The organism is Marinibacterium sp. SX1, from assembly GCF_050389775.1.
GTDB lineage: Bacteria > Pseudomonadota > Alphaproteobacteria > Rhodobacterales > Rhodobacteraceae > Marinibacterium.
On sequence record NZ_CP177144.1, the window covers coordinates 3,143,949 to 3,166,305 of the forward strand.

The 22,357-nt window shown below is 66.7% G+C and carries 16 protein-coding genes and 1 tRNA gene; 8 read left to right on the forward strand and 9 right to left on the reverse strand.

Annotated elements, in window-relative coordinates; all coding sequences use genetic code 11:
- Positions 1-16 precede the first annotated feature (16 nt).
- The 6 genes from ACK3BB_RS14225 (at position 17) to ACK3BB_RS14250 (ending at position 6,385) form a co-directional block, all read left to right on the forward strand.
- Complete coding sequence (locus tag ACK3BB_RS14225) at positions 17-1,231, forward strand: NADP-dependent isocitrate dehydrogenase (protein WP_428925301.1); 1,215 nt, start codon at positions 17-19, stop codon at positions 1,229-1,231.
- Positions 1,232-1,304: 73 nt separating this feature from the next.
- Positions 1,305-1,793, forward strand: a complete 489-nt coding sequence (locus tag ACK3BB_RS14230; RefSeq protein WP_428925302.1) for a hypothetical protein — start codon at positions 1,305-1,307, stop codon at positions 1,791-1,793.
- Positions 1,794-2,488: 695 nt separating this feature from the next.
- Entirely contained in the window at positions 2,489-3,103 is a 615-nt protein-coding gene (locus ACK3BB_RS14235) for a YitT family protein (protein ID WP_428925303.1), read from the forward strand.
- 319 nt (positions 3,104-3,422) lie between these two features.
- On the forward strand, positions 3,423-3,752 hold the full coding sequence (locus ACK3BB_RS14240; protein ID WP_428925304.1) for a DMT family transporter: 330 nt from the start codon (positions 3,423-3,425) through the stop codon (positions 3,750-3,752).
- 114 nt (positions 3,753-3,866) lie between these two features.
- Entirely contained in the window at positions 3,867-5,687 is a 1,821-nt protein-coding gene (gene typA / locus ACK3BB_RS14245; RefSeq protein WP_428925305.1) for a translational GTPase TypA, read from the forward strand.
- A gap of 116 nt (positions 5,688-5,803) precedes the next feature.
- Positions 5,804-6,385, forward strand: a complete 582-nt coding sequence (locus tag ACK3BB_RS14250; protein WP_428925306.1) for a VOC family protein — start codon at positions 5,804-5,806, stop codon at positions 6,383-6,385.
- A gap of 9 nt (positions 6,386-6,394) precedes the next feature.
- Here the strand turns inward: ACK3BB_RS14250 and ACK3BB_RS14255 are convergent, their stop codons facing one another.
- The 3 genes from ACK3BB_RS14255 to recA all read right to left on the reverse strand — a co-directional run bounded on the left by ACK3BB_RS14255 (position 6,395) and on the right by recA (position 10,527).
- Positions 6,395-6,682: a DUF1330 domain-containing protein gene (locus ACK3BB_RS14255; protein WP_428925307.1), complete on the reverse strand. Its 288-nt coding sequence runs from the start codon at positions 6,680-6,682 to the stop codon at positions 6,395-6,397.
- The gene (gene alaS, locus ACK3BB_RS14260) at positions 6,682-9,357 is read right to left on the reverse strand and encodes an alanine--tRNA ligase (RefSeq protein WP_428925308.1); all 2,676 of its coding nucleotides are present in this window, start codon (positions 9,355-9,357) and stop codon (positions 6,682-6,684) included. The genes ACK3BB_RS14255 and alaS overlap by 1 nt, the downstream gene beginning before the upstream one ends.
- A 102-nt stretch (positions 9,358-9,459) precedes the next feature.
- Positions 9,460-10,527, reverse strand: a complete 1,068-nt coding sequence (gene recA, locus ACK3BB_RS14265; protein WP_428925309.1) for a recombinase RecA — start codon at positions 10,525-10,527, stop codon at positions 9,460-9,462.
- 195 nt (positions 10,528-10,722) lie between these two features.
- Between recA and ACK3BB_RS14270 the strand changes: the two genes are divergently transcribed.
- Positions 10,723-11,316 carry a gamma-glutamyl kinase gene (locus ACK3BB_RS14270; RefSeq protein WP_428925310.1) on the forward strand — a complete coding sequence of 198 codons (594 nt, stop codon included), beginning with the start codon at positions 10,723-10,725 and terminating at the stop codon, positions 11,314-11,316.
- Here the strand turns inward: ACK3BB_RS14270 and ACK3BB_RS14275 are convergent, their stop codons facing one another.
- The 3 genes from ACK3BB_RS14275 to guaB all read right to left on the reverse strand — a co-directional run bounded on the left by ACK3BB_RS14275 (position 11,317) and on the right by guaB (position 16,389).
- Positions 11,317-13,623 (reverse strand): ATP-binding protein, encoded by a 2,307-nt coding sequence (locus ACK3BB_RS14275; RefSeq protein WP_428925311.1) that lies wholly within the window; start codon positions 13,621-13,623, stop codon positions 11,317-11,319.
- A 134-nt stretch (positions 13,624-13,757) separates the two neighbouring features.
- A complete protein-coding gene (locus ACK3BB_RS14280; protein ID WP_428925312.1) occupies positions 13,758-14,933 on the reverse strand; it encodes an RsmB/NOP family class I SAM-dependent RNA methyltransferase in 1,176 nt (391 codons plus the stop codon).
- Positions 14,934-14,940: 7 nt separating this feature from the next.
- Positions 14,941-16,389 (reverse strand): IMP dehydrogenase, encoded by a 1,449-nt coding sequence (guaB, locus tag ACK3BB_RS14285; protein ID WP_428925313.1) that lies wholly within the window; start codon positions 16,387-16,389, stop codon positions 14,941-14,943.
- A 506-nt stretch (positions 16,390-16,895) separates the two neighbouring features.
- On the opposite strand from guaB, the gene ACK3BB_RS14290 reads away from it, so the two are divergent.
- Positions 16,896-18,947, forward strand: a complete 2,052-nt coding sequence (locus ACK3BB_RS14290) for an ASKHA domain-containing protein (protein WP_428925314.1) — start codon at positions 16,896-16,898, stop codon at positions 18,945-18,947.
- Positions 18,948-18,984: 37 nt separating this feature from the next.
- Here the strand turns inward: ACK3BB_RS14290 and ACK3BB_RS14295 are convergent.
- The 3 genes from ACK3BB_RS14295 to ACK3BB_RS14305 all read right to left on the reverse strand — a co-directional run bounded on the left by ACK3BB_RS14295 (position 18,985) and on the right by ACK3BB_RS14305 (position 22,086).
- Positions 18,985-19,058 (reverse strand) — tRNA-Gly (locus ACK3BB_RS14295).
- 94 nt (positions 19,059-19,152) lie between these two features.
- Positions 19,153-20,781, reverse strand: coding sequence for a long-chain-fatty-acid--CoA ligase (locus ACK3BB_RS14300; protein ID WP_428925315.1), 1,629 nt, complete (start codon positions 20,779-20,781; stop codon positions 19,153-19,155).
- 246 nt (positions 20,782-21,027) lie between these two features.
- On the reverse strand, positions 21,028-22,086 hold the full coding sequence (locus ACK3BB_RS14305; RefSeq protein ID WP_428928742.1) for a PQQ-dependent sugar dehydrogenase: 1,059 nt from the start codon (positions 22,084-22,086) through the stop codon (positions 21,028-21,030).
- Between the last annotated feature and the right edge of the window lie 271 nt (positions 22,087-22,357).

The following is a 22,357-nucleotide window of genomic DNA, read 5'->3' on the forward strand; positions in this document are numbered from 1 at the left end:
CGAAGGGACCAGGCTCATGACCAAGATCAAGGTGGATAACCCCGTCGTCGAGATGGACGGGGACGAGATGACGCGCATCATCTGGCAGTTCATCAAGGACAAGCTGATCCTGCCGTATCTCGACCTCGACCTGCTGTATTACGACCTCGGCATCGAGGAACGCGACCGCACCAACGACCAGATCACCATCGACGCCGCCGAAAAGATCAAGGAGATCGGCGTCGGCGTGAAATGCGCCACGATCACCCCCGACGAGGCCCGGGTCGAGGAATTCGGCCTGAAACAGATGTGGCGCAGCCCCAATGGCACGATCCGCAACATCCTGGGCGGCGTGGTTTTTCGCCAGCCGATCATCTGCAAGAACGTGCCCCGTCTTGTCCCGGGCTGGACCCAGCCCATCGTCGTCGGCCGCCATGCCTTTGGCGACCAGTACAAGGCCACCGATTTCCACTTCCCCGGCAAGGGCCAGCTGACGATGAAATTCGAAGGCGAGGATGGCACGGTGATCGAGAAGGTCGTCTATGACGCGCCGTCCGCCGGGGTCTACCAGGCCATGTACAACCTCGACCAGTCGATCATCGATTTCGCCCGGGCCTCGCTGAACTATGGCCTGTCGCTGGGCTGGCCGGTCTACCTGTCGACCAAGAACACCATCCTCAAGGCTTATGACGGCCGTTTCAAGGACCTGTTCCAGAAGGTCTACGAGGAAGAGTTCGAAGAGCAGTTCAAGGCCAAGGGCATCTGGTACGAGCACCGGCTGATCGACGACATGGTCGCCTGTGCGCTGAAATGGAACGGCAAGTTCGTCTGGGCCTGCAAGAACTACGATGGCGACGTGCAATCCGACACCGTGGCCCAGGGCTTTGGCTCGCTCGGCCTGATGACCTCGCAGCTGATGACGCCGGATGGCAAGATCGTCGAGGCCGAGGCCGCCCATGGCACCGTGACCCGCCATTACCGCCAGCACCAGGAAGGCAAATCGACATCGACCAACTCGATCGCCTCGATCTACGCCTGGACCGGCGCGCTCAAGCACCGGGCCAAGCTGGATGAGAACATCGCGCTGATGTCCTTTGCCAAGACGCTGGAAACCACCGTGGTCAACACGGTCGAGGACGGGTTCATGACCAAGGATCTCGCCCTGCTGGTCGGCCCCGACCAGGGCTGGCTGACGACCATGGGCTTCCTGGAAAAGGTCGACGAGAACCTCAACAAGGCGCTTGGTGGCTGAGTGATCTGCATCACTGACGGTATCCGCGGGACGGGGCAGAATTGGCCCCGATATCAACCCCGTGGATACCATCATGACCTTCAGACCCTCCAAGCTGACCAAGAGCTGGCCCAAGGATTCGGCCGAATACGGCAAGCTGAACCCCAAGTCGCAAAAGATCATCGACACGCTGGCCCAGACCGCCAGCTGGGCCGGGCCCCTGCTGAAACGGGTCCGGGCAGAGCTGGCCGATGGCGAGGATGGGCTGAAGAAGCTGACCGACATCAACAAGGCACTGCCCAAGCTGCAGAAGGCCATGAATGACGAGATCGACAAGACCGGCCGGCTGGTGGCCGAGCTGATGGCCCTGGAACTCGACATCGCGGCCAAGCAAAAGGAACTGGCCGCCGCGCCCAAGGACAAGGCCTTGAAAAAGCAGCTGGACGCGCTGATCAAGCAGCACAGGTCCAAGGACCAGGTGGCCAACATCTGCGTCAACGGGATCGCCATGATGAAGGCCAATTTCAACGCCGTCACGCTGACCGCCTACCTGGAAAAGGCCAAGCTGGACGTGTTTGCCTGACGCTGTGTGATCCGGGGGCCGACCCGGCCGAGTATTGTCCCGGGGTCCGAGTTCGCTGCCGTGCCGCCTGGCGCACGGGCCCCCACCACCCGGGCGCCGCGCGATCAGGGGCCGATTTTGGCGAGCAATGTCTGACCAAGGTCCGTTTTTGTTACATGGCCGGAGTCCGTGTTTGCCTCGGCGCTGCCTGCCCGATGGACGAACTTGTCCCCGTGTCGAGTGACCCAATGGCGAACAATTATACTGGGGCCGCTTGCCATCCACAGGGCGGCGCTGTTGGACACATTGCCCCCCGGTGAGGCCGGACACAGGCAAGCTCTCTACGCCTGCGCTGCCTGCCCATGATCTCCTTTCGCCACCGCGACAGCGGCGCCACGGACCAAGCCCCCCCACGGCGAGGCCCGACGCGTGTGTTCATCGCCGCCCCAGCGCCGCGTGACCAACAGCTTGCCTCCACCCCACGGCGCCCCGATCGCGGGCCTTGTCTGCCCGAACCATGCCTGATGCACGGGTCCTGGCCGCGTCCGAAATGCCTGATCCAAGGGCGTGCCCGCCATGGTCACTCCGCAGTTGCATGCCCCGACCGCCCGGACGTTGCGGCCGTTACCCAACCGACGCCCCACCACGCCGGCCCTTGACGCCCGGGCGTCACGGCAGGGCTTGACAGGTCAGCAATCCTGCCCAATCTTCTGCGCATGCACAATGACCGCCCCGCCACCGTCGACCATTCCCTGCTGGACGATTTCCAAGGGCTGGGTATCGGCCTGTTCCTGTGCTCGCTGGGCATGCAATTCCTGACCACGGCCGGGCTGATCACCGGCCAGACCGCCGGCGTGGCCGTCATAATCAGCTATCTGACCGGCTATTCCTTCGGCACGGTCTTCTTTGTCATCAACCTGCCGTTCTACTTCTTTGCCTGGAAACGCCTGGGCCTGGAATTCACCGTCAAGTCGCTGATTTCCGTCACGCTCCTGTCGGTCCTGACCGATGTCATGCCGCTGGGCCTGGGCTTTGACCGGCTCGATCCGCTGCTGGCCGTCCTGGCCTTCGGCACCACCGTCGGCATCGGGCTGCTCGCCATGTTCCGCCACAACGGCTCGCTTGGCGGGCTGGGCGTGGTCGCGCTTTATGTCCAGGATAGCACGGGCTTCAAGGCCGGTTACGTCCAGCTGATGGTTGATGGCGTGATCTTTGCCGTCGCCGCCCTGCTCTTCCCGCTCGACGTCGTCGGCTGGTCGCTGCTGGGCGCCGTGGTGCTGAACCTGGTCATCACCTTCAACCACCGCCGCGACCGTTACATCGCCACCTGACGCGAAAAGGGGGGCGCCCGAAAGCGCCCCCAAGTCCGTGAGTACAGTTTTGGGTCAGTCGACCAGGGACCGGGCCGGCCCCGCCGCGGACAGGCGGCAGCGGCGCAGGGCCGGAGCGACGAGGCGGTCTTCTCCGTCCGGCAGGCGTACGCCCGGGCCGCAGGGGCCGTGACGACGCCGGGCCGATCCGCTCCCTTGTCTTCGGCCTGATTTTCACGGAAGACAAAGCCAGGTCTTGCCCCGACAGGACAGTTTGTTGCCCATCGCCGCCACGCCCCGCCCTGACGTGGCGACAGTTCCACCCTCGCCCGAGCGCCCCATGCATTACATCCATCTCTTCATTGCCGTCCTGTGCGAAACCATCGGCACCAGCGCCCTGCAGGCCAGCCAGCAATTCACCCGCCTCGGCCCGTCGATCCTGGTCGTGCTGGGCTATGCCGGGGCGTTCTACTTCATGGCACTGACCCTGCGCGTGATGCCCGTGGGCATCGTCTATGCCATCTGGTCGGGCCTGGGCATCGTGCTGATCGCCGGCATCGGCTATGTCGTCTTCGGACAAAAGCTCGACCTCCCGGCCCTGGCCGGGCTGGGCCTGATCATCGCCGGCATCCTCGTCATCCACCTGTTTTCGGCCAGCACCGGCCATTGAACCCAGCGCCCGGGCCCTGACGGAGGGTCCTCCGGCCCGGCAGGGCGAATTAACACTGGCCTTCTGCGCTGCGGCGGGCTATGGGCGCGGCAACTCCCGGACAGAGGTACCCTCATGGACCTGCGAAATATCGCAATCATTGCACACGTCGACCATGGCAAGACCACGCTTGTCGACGAACTGCTCAAGCAATCCGGCGCCTTCCGCGAAAACCAGGCGGTGGCCGAGCGGGCGATGGATTCCAACGATCTCGAACGTGAACGCGGCATCACCATTCTGGCCAAGGCCACGTCGGTCGAATGGAAGGACAAGCGGATCAACATCGTCGACACCCCCGGCCACGCCGATTTCGGCGGCGAGGTCGAGCGGATCCTGTCGATGGTCGACGGCGTCGTCCTGCTGGTCGACGCGGCCGAAGGGCCGATGCCCCAGACCAAGTTCGTGACCTCCAAGGCGCTGGCCCTGGGCCTGCGCCCGATCGTCGTGCTGAACAAGGTCGACAAGCCCGATGCCGAGCCCGACCGCGCGCTCGACGAGGTCTTTGATCTCTTTGCCAACCTGGGCGCCGATGACGACCAGCTGGATTTCCCGGTGCTCTACGCCTCGGGCCGGTCGGGCTGGGCCGTGGCCGACCTGGACGATCCGCATGAGAACCTCGACGCGCTTTTCGACCTGGTCGTGCGCCATGTCCCCGAGCCGAAACAGGCCGCCCGCAAAGCCGACCCGTTCCGCATGCTGGCCACGACCCTGGGCGCCGACCCGTTCCTGGGCCGCATCCTGACCGGCCGTGTCGAAAGCGGCACGCTCAAGACCGGCGACACGGTCAAGGCCCTGTCGCGCGACGGCACCCAGATCGAGACCTTCCGGGCCTCGAAGATCCTGGCCTTCCGCGGCCTGTCGCAACAGCCCATCGACGTGGCCGAAGCCGGTGACATCGTTTCGCTGGCCGGCATGGCCAAGGCCACCGTGGCCGACAGCATCGTGTCGCCCGACGTGTCCGACGCCCTGCCCTCGCAGCCGATCGACCCGCCGACCATCACCGTGACCTTCGGCATCAACGACAGCCCGCTGGCCGGGCGTGACGGCAAGAAGGTCCAAAGCCGGGTCATCCGCGACCGGCTGATGAAGGAAGCCGAGCAGAACGTGGCCATCCGCGTCACCGACACCCCCGGCGGCGAGGCCTTCGAGGTTGCCGGCCGTGGCGAACTGCAGATGGGCGTTCTGGTCGAGAACATGCGCCGCGAAGGCTTTGAACTGTCGATCTCGCGCCCGCAGGTTCTGCTGCGCGAGGAAGACGGCCAGCGGCTGGAGCCCATCGAGGAAGTCACCGTCGACGTCGACGACGAATATTCCGGCACTGTCATCGAAAAGCTGACCGGCGTACGCAAGGGTGAGCTGGTCGAAATGCGCCCCGCCGGCGCGGGCAAGACCCGGATCATCGCCCATGTGCCCTCGCGCGGGCTGATCGGCTATCACGGCGAATTCCTGACCGACACCCGCGGCACCGGCGTGCTGAACCGCGTGTTCCACGACTGGGCCCCGCACAAGGGCGCCATCCCGGGCCGCCGCGCAGGCGTTCTGATCTCGATGGAAAACGGCCAGTCCGTGGCCTATGCCCTGTGGAACCTCGAAGAACGCGGCAAGATGTTCATCGGCGCGCAGGCCGACGTCTACACCGGCATGATCATCGGCGAGCATTCGCGCGACAACGACCTGGAAGTGAACCCGCTCAAGGGCAAGAAGCTGACCAACGTGCGGGCCTCGGGCACCGATGACGCCGTGCGCCTGACCACGCCCGTGACCATGTCGCTGGAAGAAGCCATCGCCTATATCGACGATGACGAGCTGGTCGAGGTCACGCCGAACGCCGTGCGCCTGCGCAAGCGCTACCTCGACCCTCATGAGCGCAAGCGCGCGGCCAAGGCCGCCAGCTAAGGCGCCATGACAGGGTCAGACATTCGGGGGCCGGTGCCGCGCAAGCGGGCCGGCCCTCGCCTTTTCGGCAGGGGCTGCTAGATTTCCCGGGCGACACGACCGAGGAGACGATCAGGATGCGCAAGCTGCAGGTGCAGGGGGTTCACCACATCACGCTGACCGGCGCCGACCGGCAGACGTCGATCGATTTCTGGGAAGGCGTTCTGGGCATGCCCTTTGTCTTTGACCAGCCCAACCTGGATGATCCCGACGAAGGCCACCTGTATTTCGATCCCGGTGACGGCCGGCTGATCACCGTGTTCACCAACGAAAGCCGCCGGCCCGACCGGCGCCGCACGCCGACCGAACCAGGCTGCGTGCATCACCTGGCCTTCAACGTCTCGCGGGCCACGTTTTCCCAGGCCGTCGAACGGCTGGAAGAACGCGGCATCGGCCATTCCGGGCCCAAGGACCGCGGGTTCATGGATTCGATCTATTTCAAGGATCCGATGGGCCTGCTGATCGAGCTGGCCTGCTATCGCTTCGAGCCGCCGGTGGGCTGCACCCATGCCGATGTCATGATCGAGGCGCATCGCCTGCGCGTGGCGCGGGGGGATTACAACATCGCCGAGGTTCACCTGGCCGATGCGATCGAGGCGCTGGTCACCCGCAGCCAATCCACCCTGTCGGAGTCCCGCGATCCGCGGAACCCCTATTGAGTCAAAGACTTACTCGGTGATCTCGATCACCATCAGGTCGCGCTCGGACGCCCCGCGGGCATGGTCCAGCGCGGCCTGGTACTCGGCCGAATTGTAACAATCGACCGCCGCTTCCAGCGTGGGAAAGCGGGCGACCACGTTGCGCGGCCGCTCGTTGCCTTCCAACTGGACGAAACGCGCGCCCCGGGCCAGGAAGCTGCCCCCGTGCTGGGCGATGGCCGGTCCGGCCAGCTCGGCATAGCGGCCATAGGCCTCTGCGTCGCTGACCGTCACATGTGCAATCCAGAGTGCGGGCATTATCCCTCCAGTACCTTTTCGGCGGCCGCGATGGCGGCCTCGGCGTTGTCGGCGCTGGGGCCACCGCCCTGCGCCATGTCGGGGCGGCCACCGCCGCCCTTGCCACCCAGCTCGGCCACGGCAGCCCGCACCAGGTCGACGGCCGACACCGTGCCGGCCAGGTCAGCCGTCACACCGGCCGCCACGGCGGCCTTGCCCCCGGTATCGGCAATCAGCAGAACCGCGGCCTTGTCGCCCAGCTGGGCCTTGTGCTCGTCGATCAGCGCCGGCAGGTCCTTGCCCGTCACGCCGCTGAGCACCTGGGCCACCAGCCTCACGCCGTTGATCTCGCGCGCCTCGGGGGCCGCCCCACCGCCGCCACCGGCCATGGCCAGTTCACGCCGCAGCTGAGCCACCTCGTTCGACAGGGCCCGGCGTTCGTCCAGCAGCGCCTGAACCCGCGCCGGCACATCCGCCGCGCTGGTCTTGAGCGTTGCGGCGGTTTCGGCCAGCCGGTTGCCCAGCCCGTCCATGTGGCTCAGCGCCGCCTGCCCGGTCAGTGCCTCGATCCGGCGCACGCCCGAACTGGACGCGCTGTCGCCCAGCAGGACAAACAGCCCGATGTCGCCGGTCTGGCGCACATGGGTGCCACCGCACAGCTCGATCGAATAGGTCGTGCCATTGCCGCCCTTGCCGCTTTCGGGGTCGCGGCCCATCGACACCACGCGCACCTCGTCGCCGTATTTCTCGCCGAACAGGGCCTGCGCCCCGATCCCGCGAGCGTCGTCGGGCGTCATGATCCGGGTTTCCACCGAGGTGTTCTGGCGGATGAAGCCGTTCACCTCGTCCTGCACCTGCGCCAGCTCATCGCCGCTCAGCGCCTTGGCATGGCTGAAATCGAACCGCAGGCGATCCGGCGCGTTCAGCGAGCCCCTCTGGGCCACGTGATCGCCAAGCGCCCGGCGCAGGGCCTCGTGCAACAGGTGGGTGGCCGAATGGTTGGCCCGGATCGCGCTGCGCCTCTGGTGATCGACCTCCAGCGCCACGGCATCCCCCTTGGTCAGCGCGCCGTTCGACACGCGCACCTTGTGGGCCGTGATCTTGCCGTCGGCAAACTTCCGGGTGTCTTCGACCACGGTCACGTCATCGCGGTCGTCCAGGCGCCGGATCAGCCCGGTGTCCCCCACCTGGCCGCCGGATTCGCCGTAGAACGGGCTCTGGTTGGTCACAACCCAGCCTTCCTGGCCCTGCTGCAGCGCCTCGACCGTCGTGCCATCGGCGACCAGCGCCAGCACCTGGGCCTCGGCCAACTCGGTGTCGTAGCCCAGGAAATCGGTGGCGCCCTGGCTGTCCAGGATATCGAACCAGACGGCATTGTCCGCCGCCTCGCCCGAGCCGGACCAGGCCGCCCGGGCCTTGGCCTTCTGTTCGTCCATCGCCGCGTCGAACCCGGCCACGTCGACCTCGCGGCCCTTCTCGCGCAGCGCGTCCTGCGTCAGGTCGAGCGGGAAGCCATAGGTGTCATACAGCCGGAACGCCGCCGCACCCGGCAGCGCCGCGCCGTCGTCCAGCGTGCCCAGTTCGTCGTCCAGCAGCTTGAGCCCGCGGTCGAGCGTCTGCTTGAACCGGGTTTCCTCCAGCTTCAGCGTTTCCTCGATCATCGGCTGCGCCCGGCTCAGTTCCGGATAGGCCGCGCCCATCTGGTGCACCAGCGCCGGCACCAGCCGGTGCATCAGCGGATCCTGCGCGCCCAGCAGGTGGGCGTGGCGCATGGCGCGGCGCATGATCCGGCGCAGCACGTAACCGCGCCCGTCATTCGAAGGCATCACCCCGTCGGCAATCAGGAAAGAGGTCGAGCGCAGATGATCGGCGATCACCCGGTGATGCATCTTGCCCGGCCCGTCGGGATCGGCGCTGGTGGCATCAGCGCTGGCCTCGATCAGGGCGCGCATCAGATCGGTGTCGTAATTGTCGTGCTTGCCCTGCAGCAGCGCGCCGATCCGCTCCAACCCCATGCCGGTGTCGATCGACTGCATGTCCAGCGGCCGCATCGAGCCGTCCTCGAACTGCTCGTTCTGCATGAAAACGACGTTCCAGATCTCGATGAACCGGTCGCCATCTTCCTCGGGGCTGCCCGGAGGGCCACCCCAGATGTGATCGCCGTGATCATAAAAGATCTCGGTGCAAGGGCCGCAGGGGCCGGTCGGGCCCATCTGCCAGAAATTGTCGGACGTGGCGATCCTAATGATCCGGTCCTCGGGCACGCCGACCTTCTTCCAGATCTCGAAGGCCTCGTCATCGGTATGGTAAACGGTGGTGTAGAGCCGCTTGGCGTCGATGCCGAAGTCCTTGGTCACCAGCTCCCAGGCAAAGGGGATCGCCTCTTCCTTGAAGTAATTGCCAAAGGAAAAATTCCCCAGCATTTCAAAGAAGGTATGGTGACGGGCGGTATAACCGACGTTGTCCAGGTCATTGTGCTTGCCGCCGGCACGCACGCATTTCTGGGCGGTGGTGGCGCGGTTGTAATCGCGCGTTTCGACCCCTGTGAAGAGGTTCTTGAACTGCACCATCCCGGAATTGACGAACATCAGCGTCGGGTCATTGCGCGGCACGAGCGGGCTGCTCGCGACAATCTCATGCCCGTTGCGTTCGAAGAAATTCAGGAAGGTGGACCGGATGTCGTTGAGTGTGGCCATGGATCTGGTTCGCTGGGGCAGAAGTTACGTCTCGCGACGGTTTATCTGCCCCGCCTCCCCAAGTCCATGGCGCTTGCGCCCCGGTTGACGCCCGGGCGGGTTTCAGGCCTCGAGGATGTCCTCGTCATCGCCGCCGCCGGGGCTGTCGAACTCCAGCCCGTGGGACGCGCGGATCTTGTCCTCGATCTCAAGCGCCATGGCGGTGTTCTCGCGCAGGAACTGCTTGGCGTTCTCGCGCCCCTGCCCGATCCGCTCGTCGCCATAGCTGAACCACGAACCGGATTTGTTCACCACGCCGGCCTTCACGCCCAGGTCCAGAAGCTCGCCCATCTTGGAGATGCCTTCGCCATACATGATGTCGAATTCGACCTCGCGGAACGGCGGCGCGACCTTGTTTTTCACGACCTTCACGCGGGTGGCGTTGCCGACCACCTCGTCACGGTCCTTGATCGACCCGATGCGGCGGATGTCCAGACGGACCGAGGAATAGAATTTCAGCGCGTTGCCGCCGGTCGTCGTTTCCGGGCTGCCGAACATGACGCCGATCTTCATCCGAATCTGGTTGATGAAGATCACCATGCAGTTCGAGCGGCTGATCGAGCCGGTCAGTTTCCGCATCGCCTGGCTCATCAGGCGGGCCTGCACGCCGACGCTGCTGTCGCCCATGTCGCCTTCCAGCTCGGATTTCGGCGTCAGCGCCGCAACCGAGTCGACCACCACCAGGTTGACCGCGCCCGAGCGCACCAGCGTGTCGGTGATTTCCAGCGCCTGTTCCCCGGTGTCGGGCTGCGAGATCAGCAGCTCGTCCAGGTCGACACCCAGCTTGCGGGCATATTGCGGGTCCAGCGCATGTTCCGCGTCGACAAAGGCACAGACCCCGCCGCGTTTCTGCTGCTCGGCCACGCAATGCAGGGTCAGCGTGGTTTTCCCCGAAGATTCAGGGCCATAGATCTCGACGATGCGGCCCATCGGCAGCCCGCCGATGCCCAGGGCGATGTCCAGCCCCAGCGATCCGGTCGAGCTTGCCTCGATCTCCTGCACGGCGCCCTCGTCGCCCAGTTTCATGATCGAACCCTTGCCGAACTGCCGCTCGATCTGGGCCAGGGCGCTATCCAGCGCCTTTTGCTTGTCCGCGCTTTTCTTGCCGCTCATCGTGAGAAGATCCGCCATTGTCGTCTTGTCCTCGCCTTTCTTGTCACACGCGCCGGCGTGCGGCAATCGCTGCTTTGTTCGCCTCTTGTTCTGTATGGGATCAAAAGGGGAACATTTCAATAGAATTTTCCGCGTGCCTACTTTTTCCGAAACCGGTTAAAGAGTAGTTTACGGCCGTCACATTTGATCAACCCGGTCCGCAGGAGGCGCCAAGTGCTTGTTTTCTTTAAAGAGCGTCTGGTCTTTCTGTCCGTGCCCAAGACCGGGACAACGGCCTATGAAACGGCGCTGCGCGATCGGGCCGACATGGTGATCTCGGATCCGCCCGAGCTGAAACATGCGCCGGTCTACCGCTACAACCGATTCATTCACCCGATGTTCCAGAAGGTCTGCAACGCCGAGATGGAGACCCTGGCCGTCATGCGCGAGCCGATTTCCTGGCTGGGCAGCTGGTATCGCTATCGCCGGCGCGATTTCATGCGGGGCAAGCCCAATGCCACCCATGATGTCGATTTCGACGGTTTCGTGAACGGCTATCTCAAGGGGCACACCCCCGATTTTGCCAATGTCGGCCGCCAGAGCAAGTTCCTGGAGCCCCGGCCCAACGGCGTGGCCGTGACCCACATGTTCCGCTACGAACAGCCCGACCGATTGGATGCCTTCCTGCGCGACAGGCTGAGACAGGACATCGTGACCCGCCGCGAAAACGTATCGCCCGAGATGGATCTGCAGTTGTCGCCCGGGGTCGAACGGCGGTTGCGGCAGAAGTTCCACGAAGAATTCGACCTCTACGACAGCATCCCGTGATCAATGAAGTTGCCTGTGAACTGTTTCCGCCAACTCACTAAGCGAAAACGGTTTTGGCAGGAAAACGGAGTTCGGGATCGGGCTGTCGGATTCGCCAAGAGCCCCCTCGGCATAGCCCGAGACAAAGACCACGCGCACGCCGGGCCGGTCCAGCAACGCCTTGCGCACCCAGCTGGGCCCGTCCATGCCCGGCATGACCACGTCGGTCACGAAAAGATCGACGGTGACATTGGGATCGGCCAGCGTCTTCAGCGCATCTTCGGCCGAGGCGGCCTCGAGCACGGTATAGCCGCGCAGGCGCAGGGCACGGGAGGCAAAGGCACGCACCGGGGCCTCGTCCTCGACCAGCAGGACAACGCCTTCGCCATGTTTGGGCGCGGCGGCAACCGGATCGGCCCGCCGCGGCGCCGGTGCGGCGACTACCTCTTCGTGAACCGGCAAATAGATCGTAAAGACCGAGCCTTCGCCCGGCGCGCTGTCGACAAAGATGTAACCGCCGGTCTGCTTGATGATGCCATAGACCGTGGACAGGCCCAGCCCGGTGCCCTCGCCGGTGCGCTTGGTCGTGAAGAACGGTTCAAAGATCTTCTGCAACTTGTCCGGCGGGATGCCGACGCCGGCATCGCTGACCTTCAGCGTCACGTAATCGCCCGGCGGCACCGTGGCCCGGTCGCGATCCAGCGGCGTGGCCAGGCTTGTGCTTTCGGTTTCGATGCGGATCTCGCCGCCGTCGGGCATGGCATCGCGGGCATTGACGACAAGGTTCATCAACACCTGTTCCAGCTGGCGCTTGTCGGCCCGGATCGAGCGCAACACCGGATCGTGGCTGAGCGTCAGGGTGATCTTTTCTCCGACCAGGCGGTTGAGCAGATGGGTCAGGTCGGACAGCGTGTCGCGCAGATCCAGCACCTCGGGACGCAGGGTCTGCTTGCGCGAAAAGGCCAGAAGCTGGCTGACCAGCGCCGCGGCGCGATTGGCGTTCTGGTGGATCTGGACCAGGTCGCCATAGTCCTGGTCGCCCTGGTCGTGGCGCAGCAACAACAGGTCGCAATGCCCTGAAATTGCGGTCAAAAGATTGTTGAAATCATGCGCCACGCCACCGGCCAGCTGACCGATGGCCTGCATCTTCTGGCTTTGCACGAATTGCGCTTCCAGCGTCTTCAGCTCGGTCGCATCGTTCAGCACGGCCATCAATGCCGCCTCGCCACCGCCGCGCACCGGGTTCAGCGTGACCTGCACAAAGACCTCGCGATCGGACCGCGACAGGCGCAGGAATTCCGACGACCCGCTGACCCCGCTGTTCAAGGTCTCGCGCAGCCAGTCGTGGATCGGCCGGCCCAGCCCCTGCATCACCTCGTTGATGCTCGTGGCCTCGGCCGCTTCGGCCCCCAGCAGGCGCATGGCGTCGCGGTTGCAGGCCAGGATCGTGCCATCGCGGGCCAGTTTCATCAGCGCCACGGGCATGGTTTCGAACACCGCTTCCTGGGCTTCGTCGGCCAGGTCCTTGAGGCAGGACAGGTAGATCTCGCGCCGGCCGACATGGCCTTCGAATTCCGAGACCACGACCTGCACGGGCCCCGATTTCGTCGTGATTCCATTCACTTCGCCCGGCCGGATCGGCATGTGGTCAAAGAGCCGGTCCAGCGATTTGACCCGTTCGCCCACCAGCTGGCGGGCCGCCTCGTTCATGTAGAGCACGGTATTGTTGCGCCCCACCGTCAGCACCGGCAGCGGCAGGGCATCGGCGCTGCGCCCGGAATTCGGCCGATCGGGCATATCCTCGATCCGCCAGAGGAAGCGTTTGTTTTCAAGCTGATGCACGGACATCCTGAAGACGCCCGTGCGGGTGGCAATGTCTTCGCGGGCGGACCCGTCTTCGAGCGCGCGGCTTTGCAGGCGGAACAGCACGGCCGTGGGATTGGCAAAGGTCGCCCGCAGGGTCGCGGCAAAGGTCTGGGCGGTCAGATCGGGAAACCGGCGCGAGGCGGCGGGGTTGCGCGACACGACATCTCCGTCTTCGCCGACAATGAAACTGGGCGTGGTATCTTGCGACATGAAGCTGTCGAGCATCGCAAAGGCCAGCCTGCGCGCCCGCCGGCGCACCCAGCCAAACAGCGCGACCACCCCGGCCGTCAGCGCCAGCGTGCCCCCCGCAGCCAGCGCCGCCCGGGTCAACCCGGGCGATGGCGCGGCCATCAGCCCGTAGGCCAGGAAGCCGGCCGCCAGGACCAGCAGCACCGCCGAGCGCCCGCCTTCGGGCACAAGCCGGTCAAGGGTTGTCGAGGTCGCCGTTTCGCGACTGAACACGCAGCTGCCTCCTGAACAGGGAATCGCATCCCGATCTTTCTGAGGCACGGGCCATTAAATGCGCCTTAACGACGCTGACGACAGACGGTTGACCGCACTCCCGCGACCCGAAACCACCTATGATTGTAAAGTAGCTACGTGTTTCGCGTCAATATCGACAGGTGAAACCCGTCCGTGCCCTCGGGTCCGCCGGTGATCGGCCAGGTGCGCGACGTGGTCAGCGACCAGCCCGGCCCCGCCCCGACAAAGCGCGCGACCTGGTCTTCGTTCTCGGCGCGCAGGACGGAACAGGTGGCATAGGCCAGCGTGCCACCGGGCGCGACAAGCGGCGCGGCGGCGGACAGGATCTCCCCCTGGATGGCGCAGAGCGCATCCAGCCGCTCGGGCGTCAGCGCCCATTTGCCATCGGGCGCCCGCCGCCAGGACCCGCTGCCCGAACAGGGCACGTCGCAGAGCACCGTGTCAAAGGGCGCCAGGCCGGCAAGTTCCCCGGTGCGGGCGATCTGGACAGGCTGGCCGGCGCGGGCGGCCCGGGCGGGCAGATCGCGCATGCGTTCGGGCGCGGCATCATGGGCGACAATGCGCCCGAGGCCGCGGGCGGCCAGGGCCAGCGTCTTGCCACCTCCCCCGGCACAGTAATCCAGCACCCGGGCCGTTGCACTCAGCGGCACGGCCAGCGACAGGGCCTGGCTGGCGGCGTCCTGCAGTTCGACCAGGCCGGTGTCAAAGGCCCGGGCCTGGCGGATGCGGCGCTGGCCATCGGTCACGGTCAGGGCGGTGTCGGCGGCGGGATGGGCAATGGCGGTGATACCCTCGTCGGCCAGGGCGGCAATGGCCCCGGGTCGGTCGATGCGGGCGGTATTGACGCGCAGGTGCACGCCGGCCCGATCGCGCAGGGCCAGGGCGGCGGGCGCGGCCTCCTGGCCCAGGGCATCGCGGAAGAGCGGCCAGAGCCAATCGGGCAGATCCATGGCCTCGGCGCCCTGGGGTGTGCGCCCGGCGGCGGCCTCGGCGGCGGTCAGGGTCGCCGGGGCATGGGGTTGGCCGGTGAAGAGCGTGCCGGCATCGATGCCGGCGTCGCGCAGGGCGCCCAGCATGATCGCGCGGCCATCATCCCCGCCTCCAAGCGCGGCCAGGCTGCGCCGGCCGCGGATGGCGGTGAACACGTGGTCGCGCACGGCGGCCCGGTCCTTGGACCCGGCATACCTGGCACCCCGGGCCCAGCCGGTCAGCGCCTGTTCGGTCGCTGCCCCGGCATTGATCCGGTCGAGGATCTCGATCGCGGCCTGGACCCGCGCGGCCGGTGTCACCGGCGCCTCACATGGCCCGGTAGTTGGGCGCTTCGCGGGTGATCTGCACGTCGTGGACGTGGCTTTCCTTGAGCCCCGCGCCGGTGATCTTCACGAATTGGCAGTTCTTTCGCATCTCTTCGACGGTGGCGCAGCCGGTATAGCCCATGGCCGCGCGCAGGCCGCCGACCAGCTGGTGGATCACCGCGCCGGCCGAGCCCTTGTAGGCGACCTGGCCTTCGATGCCCTCGGGCACCAGCTTGTCGCTGGCGGCGTCCTTCTGGAAATAGCGGTCCGCCGAGCCGCGGGCCATGGCGCCCAGCGAGCCCATGCCACGGTAGGATTTGAACGACCGGCCCTGGTAGAGGATGACCTCGCCCGGGCTTTCGTCGGTGCCGGCGATCATCGAGCCGACCATGGCGCACGACGCCCCGGCGGCGATGGCCTTGGCGAAATCGCCCGAGAACTTGATGCCGCCATCGGCGATGACCGGCACGTCGCCGGCGGCCGAGGCGCAATCGATGATGGCCGTCAGCTGGGGGACGCCGACACCGGCGACCATGCGGGTGGTGCAGATCGAGCCCGGCCCGATGCCGACCTTGATGGCATCCGCCCCGGCATCGATCAGCGCGCGGGTGCCTTCGGCGGTGGCCACGTTGCCGGCCACGACCTGGACCTCGTTGGACAGGGTCTTGGCCCGGCGCACGGCCTCGGCCACGCCGGCGGAATGGCCATGGGCGGTGTCGATGACGATCATGTCGACACCGGCATCGACCAGCGCTTCGGACCGGGCGAAACCGGCGTCGCCGACGGTGGATGCGGCGGCAACGCGCAGGCGGCCCAGGTGGTCCTTGCAGGCGGTGGGGTTGAGCACCGATTGCTCGGTGTCCTTCAGGGTCAGCAGGCCGGTCAGCTTGCCGGCGCCATCGGTGATCAGCAGCTTTTCGATGCGCCGGGCCTTCATCAGGCTGATGGCCTCGTCGCGGTCGGCCGGTTCCTGCAGGATGGCCAGGTCCTTCGACGTCATCATGACGCTGACCGGGGTGCGTTCGTCCGAGGCGAAGCGCATGTCGCGGTTGGTGACGATGCCGACGACACGGCCGTCGCCGTCGACCACCGGAAAGCCCGAGACGTTGTAGCGTTCGCGCAGGGCCTGGGCATCGGCCAGGGTCTGGTCGGCCCCGAGGGTGATCGGGTTGTAGACGATGCCGCTTTCGAAGCGCTTGACCCGGCGGATCTCGTCGGCCTGGGCCTCGATCCCGAGGTTGCGGTGGACCACGCCGATGCCGCCGGCCTGGGCCATGGCAATGGCCATGCGGCTTTCCGTGACCGTGTCCATGGCGCTGGACAGCAACGGAATGTTCATCCGGATATCCCGGGTCACCCGCGTGGAGGTGTCGGCGTCAGCCGGCAGCACGGAGGAGGCCGCAGGAACCAGGAGCACGTCGTCAAAGGTGAGGGCCTCGCGAATCTGCATCTTGTCGTCCCATGCAATAGCTCGTTTGGCGGCGACCCTATGGCACGATTTGGAGGAAGGGAAAAGAGGCGGGGCAAGATATTGTCACCAAGGACGGGTTTGGCATGGCGGGTATGTGCGGAATGACGGGCCAGGACCGGGTGGACGTTCCCCCTGCGATACGCCCGGTCGGACCGGCGTGTCGGGTATTTGGGCCAAGAAGAAGCCAGGGTGTTGGCGCGGGGCGGCTGGCCGTGTGCGGTGTGCGGTGTGCGGTGTGCGGTGAAGGGTTGGGCCTGGCGGGGGCGTGGCAATCAAGCGGACGTCGGGACAATGGTGCGGCTCGGTTGGTGGCGTGGCGGGTTGGGCGTGACGGGTTTGGCGTGACGGGGCGGAAAAATGCCGCTAGGGGGCCGGAAAGTGGCGGTGGGCGACGTTTTGTCAGGACCTTTGGCTGTAGGATCAGCGCCACGATGCGTGCGACGGCACGGGTTGTGCGGCACGACAGGACGAATATCGGGGCGGACATGACGGATGATGTGAGGCGGGACCAGGACCCGCTGGTGGTCTTCACGCCATCGGGGCGGCGCGGGCATTTCCCGGCCGGCACGCCGGTGCTGACGGCGGCGCGGCAGCTGGGCGTGGATCTCGATTCGGTCTGCGGCGGGCGGGGCATCTGTTCGAAATGCCAGGTCACCCCGTCCTATGGCGATTTCCCCAAGCACGGGGTCAGCGTCGGGCCGGATGCGCTGTCGGACTGGAACGCGGTGGAACAGCGGTACCAGGAAAAGCGCGGGCTGAAACCGGGGCGGCGGCTGGGCTGCCAGGCGGTGATCCGGGGCGACGTGGTGATCGACGTGCCGCCCGAAAGCCAGGTCCACCGGCAGGTCGTGCGCAAGGCGGCCAGCGAGCGGGTGATCGCGATGGACCCGGCGACGCGGCTTTACCTGGTCAGCGTCGATGCCCCCGACATGCACGAACCGTCCGGCGACCTGGAACGCCTGCAGGCCGCGCTGGAGGCGCAATGGGGGGTCAAAGGCGCACGGGCGGACCTGTCGCTGCTGGGCCGGTTGCAGGGCGCGCTGCGCAAGGGCGACTGGCAGGTCAGCGTGGCGGTTTTCGACGACCATACCCCCGACCCGCCGCGCATCATCGAGATCTGGCCCGGCCTGCATGAAGGCGGGCTGTTCGGGCTGGCCATCGACCTGGGCTCGACGACCATCGCCGCCAATCTGACCGATCTGGACGGCGGTGCCGTCGTGGCCTCGGCCGGGGTGATGAACCCGCAGATCCGGTTCGGCGAAGACCTGATGAGCCGGGTGTCCTATGCGATGATGAACCCCGGCGGCGCGGCCGAGATGACCGCCGCCGTGCGCGGCGCGCTGAACGACCTGGCCGGAGCGATTGCCGGCGAGGCCGGGATCGACCCGGCGCTGATCGTCGAGGCGGTGCTGGTCTGCAACCCGGTGATGCATCACCTGGCGCTGGGGATCGACCCGGTGGAACTGGGCCAGGCGCCCTTTGCCCTGGCCATGTCCGGTGCCCTGGCCCTGCCCGCCGCGCAACTTGAACTGTCGGCCGTAAACCCCCGTGCCCGCGTCTATATCCTGCCCTGCATCGCCGGCCATGTCGGGGCCGATGCAGCGGCCGTCGCGCTGTCGGAAGAGCCGGGCAAATCCGACGACCTGGTGCTGATCGTCGACGTGGGCACTAATGCCGAGCTGTTGCTGGGCGACCGCAGCCGGGTGCTGGCCTGTTCCTCGCCCACCGGCCCGGCCTTTGAAGGCGCCCAGATCAGCTCGGGCCAGCGCGCCGCGCCCGGGGCCATCGAACGGGTGCAGATCGATCCGCTCACCAAGGCGCCGCGCGTGCAGGTCATCGGCTGTGACCTGTGGTCGGACGACCCGGGCTTTGCCGCGGCCACGGCCACCACCGGGATCACCGGGATCTGCGGTTCGGGCATCATCGAGGCCGTGGCCGAAATGCGCATGGCCGGGCTGCTGGATGCCGGCGGGCTGATCGGCGGGCCGGACCAGACCGGCACGCCGCGCTGCGAGCCTGACGGGCGAACCCATGCCTACCTGCTGCACGACGGCAGCGCCGAGGGCGGCCCGCGCATCACCGTGACCCAGGGCGACATCCGCGCGATCCAGCTGGCCAAGTCGGCGCTTTATGCCGGGGCGCGGCTGCTGATGGACGAGATGGGCGTCGACCGCGTCGACCGGGTGGTGCTGGCCGGAGCTTTCGGTGCCCATATCTCGCCGCGCCATGCCATGGTCCTGGGCATGATCCCCGACGCACCGCTGGACAAGGTGACCAGCGCGGGCAATGCCGCGGGCACCGGCGCGCGCATCGCCCTGTGCAACCGCGCCGCCCGGGCCGAGATCGAGGCCACGGTGCACCGGATCACCAAGGTCGAAACGGCGATCGAGCCGCGCTTCCAGGAGCATTTCGTCAATGCCAATGCCATCCCCCATGCGGTGGACGGCTTTCCCGAATTGTCAAAGCTGGTCACCCTGCCCGATGTCCGATTCAACACCGGCGGCGATCGCGAGGGCCGGCGCCGGCGGAGACGCTGAGCGGGCCGTCGATCAGGGCGTACCAAGGAAGGGAAACTGGAGCGGGTAGCGGGAATCGAACCCGCGCGTTCAGCTTGGGAAGCTGACAGGCTACCATTACATCATACCCGCCGCGGCGCTCTGTCTAGCCCGGCCCGCAGGCGGGCGCAACTGGAAAGAACGCGGCTGTCCCGGGGTCCCGCAGGCCCCCGGGACAACACCCGGTTCAGGCGTCCTGACCGGCCAGGATCGCGGCAAACTGCTCGCGCAGGTTGCGCTTGAGCACCTTGCCCGTGGCATTGCGCGGCAGCGCATCGACAAAGACCACCCGGTCGGGGATCTGCCAGCGCGCGATCTTGCCCTCGTAATAGCCGCGCAGCTCGTCTTCGGTGGGCTCGGCGCCCTCGGCCTTGACGCCCACCAGGATCGGCCGCTCGTCCCACTTGTCGTGATGCACGCCGACCACCGCCGCATCGGCCAGCATGGGATGGCCGATGGCAATGTTCTCCAGCTCGACCGAGGAAATCCATTCGCCGCCCGACTTGATGATGTCCTTGGACCGGTCGCGGATCGTCAGGTAGCCGTCGGCATCGATCGAGGCCACGTCACCGGTGTCGAACCAGCCGTTGGTCAGGGTCTCGTCGCGGGTCTTGTGGAAATAGCTGTCCAGCACCCAATGGCCGCTGACATGCAGCTCGCCGGTGGCCTGGCCGTCGCGGGGCATCTCGTGGCCGGCATCGTCGACGATCTTCAGGTCGATGCCAAAGGGCGGCCGGCCCTGGCTTTCGCGCAGGCTGTGCAATTCGTCCTCGGGCAGGTCGAGATGCTTGGCCAGGGGCTGGTTGATCGACCCCAGCGGGCTGGTTTCCGACATGCCCCAGGCATGGATCGTGTCGACCCCGTAATCGTCGCGGAAGGTGGCGATCATCGACGGCGGACAGGCCGATCCGCCGACCACCGTGCGCTGCAGGCTGTCCAGCGTCGAACCCACGGCCTTGGCATGACCCAGCAGGCCCAGCCAGATCGTCGGCACGCCCAGGGCCAGGGTGACCTTCCAGCGGTCGATCAGCCCGACCAGCGCCTCGCCATGCAGATCCTGCCCCGGCAGCACCAGCCGCGAGCCCGACATGGCACAGGAATAGACCGAGCCCCAGGCATTGACATGGAACATCGGCACCACCGGCATCACCACGTCCATGGCCGAAAAGCCGATGCTGTCGGGCGTGTTGGCGGCATAGGCGTGCAGCAGGGTCGACCGGTGGGAATAGAGCACGCCCTTGGGATGACCCGTCGTGCCCGAGGTGTAACACAGGCTCGACGCGGTGTTCTCGTCGAACTGGGGCCAGTCGAAATCGGCATCCCCGCCGTCGATGAACTCGTCGTAGAACATCAGCCCCTCGACCATCGCCGCGGCCTCGTCGTCGCGCGGGCCCATCAGCACGATGTGCTTCAACCCGGGCAGCTGGTCACGCAGCTTGGCAATCAGCGGCAGGAAGGTCCGGTCGATGAACAGGACCTGGTCCTCGGCATGGTCGATGATATAGACCAGCTGCTCCGGGAACAGCCGCGGGTTGATCGTGTGGCAGACGAACCCCGCCCCCGATACCCCGAAATAGATCTCCAGGTGGCGCCGGTTGTTCCAGGCGATCGTCGCGCAGCGCGCCTGCGGGTCCAGCCCCAGCCGGGTCAGCGCCGAGCCCAGCTTGCGGGCATTGCGCGCCACCCCGCCCCAGGTCGTGACCTCGGTGCCGTCCATGGTGTTGACCGACACGATCTCGGTCTCGTTGTGATAGCGGTCCGCATGGCGGATCAGCGCCGAGATCAGCAACGGCTGGGTCATCATCTGCCCGAGCATGGGTTGTCCTCCCGTTTCGGCCGGCCCGCCTGCCCCCTCGGCACGCGCCCGCCGGCTCCTTCCCCTAGGTATGCGCCCGAGACTGCCAATCGCCACAGCCCTTTGCAACCGCGGCCCCGCGCCCGGAACCCAGCGTCACGGCCGCCGATGTCCCGACGTCCCTGCTTCTTCTTGGTCCAAATACCCTTCGGTGCACAATTCCTCCGCGCCGCCGCCCGGCAAGGGCGCGCCCGGGGCCGCCGGCTGTCACCCGGGCACCATCCGATAGACCGCCCCGTCAAAGACCGACAGGAACCAGATCGCCCCGTCCGGCCCCTCGGCAATGTCGCGCACCCGTCCGGTGCTCTCGCCCTCGATCCGCTCGCCCTCCGCCAGCGGACGGCCTTCCAGCCGGGCGATATGGTCGAATTTCAGCGAGCCCACAAAGAGGTCTCCCCGCCATTCGGGCCACAGCCGGCCCGAATAGACCAGCAATCCCGACGGCGCGATGGACGGATCCCAGTAGAATTCCGGTTGCTCCATCCCCGCGCGTTGCGTGCCCTCGCCGATGGCCGAGCCGTTGTAATTCACCCCGTAGGAAATTACCGGCCAGCCGTAATTCGCCCCCTTCTCGATCCGGTTCACCTCGTCGCCCCCGCGCGCCCCGTGTTCGGCCGTCCAGAGCCGCCCCTCCAGGTCCAGCGCCGCGCCCTGCGCGTTGCGGTGGCCATAGCTCCAGATCTCGGGCCGCGCGCCGGGCTGGCCGACAAAGGGGTTGTCGCCGGGCACCGTGCCATCGCGGTTGATCCGCACCACCGACCCGTTATGGGCGCCCAGGTCCTGGGCTTGTTGCGCATCGCCCCGGTCGCCGATGGTCAGGAACAGCGTGCCGTCGCCGGCCTCGACCACCCGCGAACCGAAATGGCGGGTTGTGGAGCCGCCGGGCGTCATCTCGAAGATCTCGCGCAGGTTCTCCAGCCGCGTGCCGTCAGCGCTCAGCCGGGCCACGGCCAGCGCCGTGCCCGCCCCGCCGCCCTGGGGCTTGGCATAGGTCAGAAAGATCTCGCGGCTCTGCGCGAAATCGCGGGCGACGGTGACATCCAGCAACCCGCCCTGCCCGTTCGCCCAGACCTGCGGCGTGCCCGACACCCGCTGGCTGCGGCCATCGGCAACATGGATCAGATCGCCCTCGCGTTCGGTCACCAGCAGCCCGCCACCGGGCAGCAGGCCGATGGCCCAGGGCGTGTCCAGCCCCTGAACCACCGCATCCACCCGGACCGGGCCGGCTGATGTGGCGATTGTCTCGGCCACCCCCGGCCCGGCCATGGTGACCGCCCATCCCAGCGCAACGGCGAGCCGCCGCAGGGCCGCGCCGGTCGGGCTGCGGGCCGCGTGGCGCCGGGGGTGCGGCATCGAGGCGGTGGCGGGATCGGCAGATGTGGCGGTCGGGGCGGTCATGGGCGGCAGGCTCCTGCTGGGCGCATCTAGGGGCAAATGCTTACCCTTCGGACAATAGCGGTGCGCCCGGCGCCGTGCAGGGGCCTCGCGGCATTGTCATCGCGTCAGCCTCTTGCGGGCGGGCTTTTCTTTTCCAACG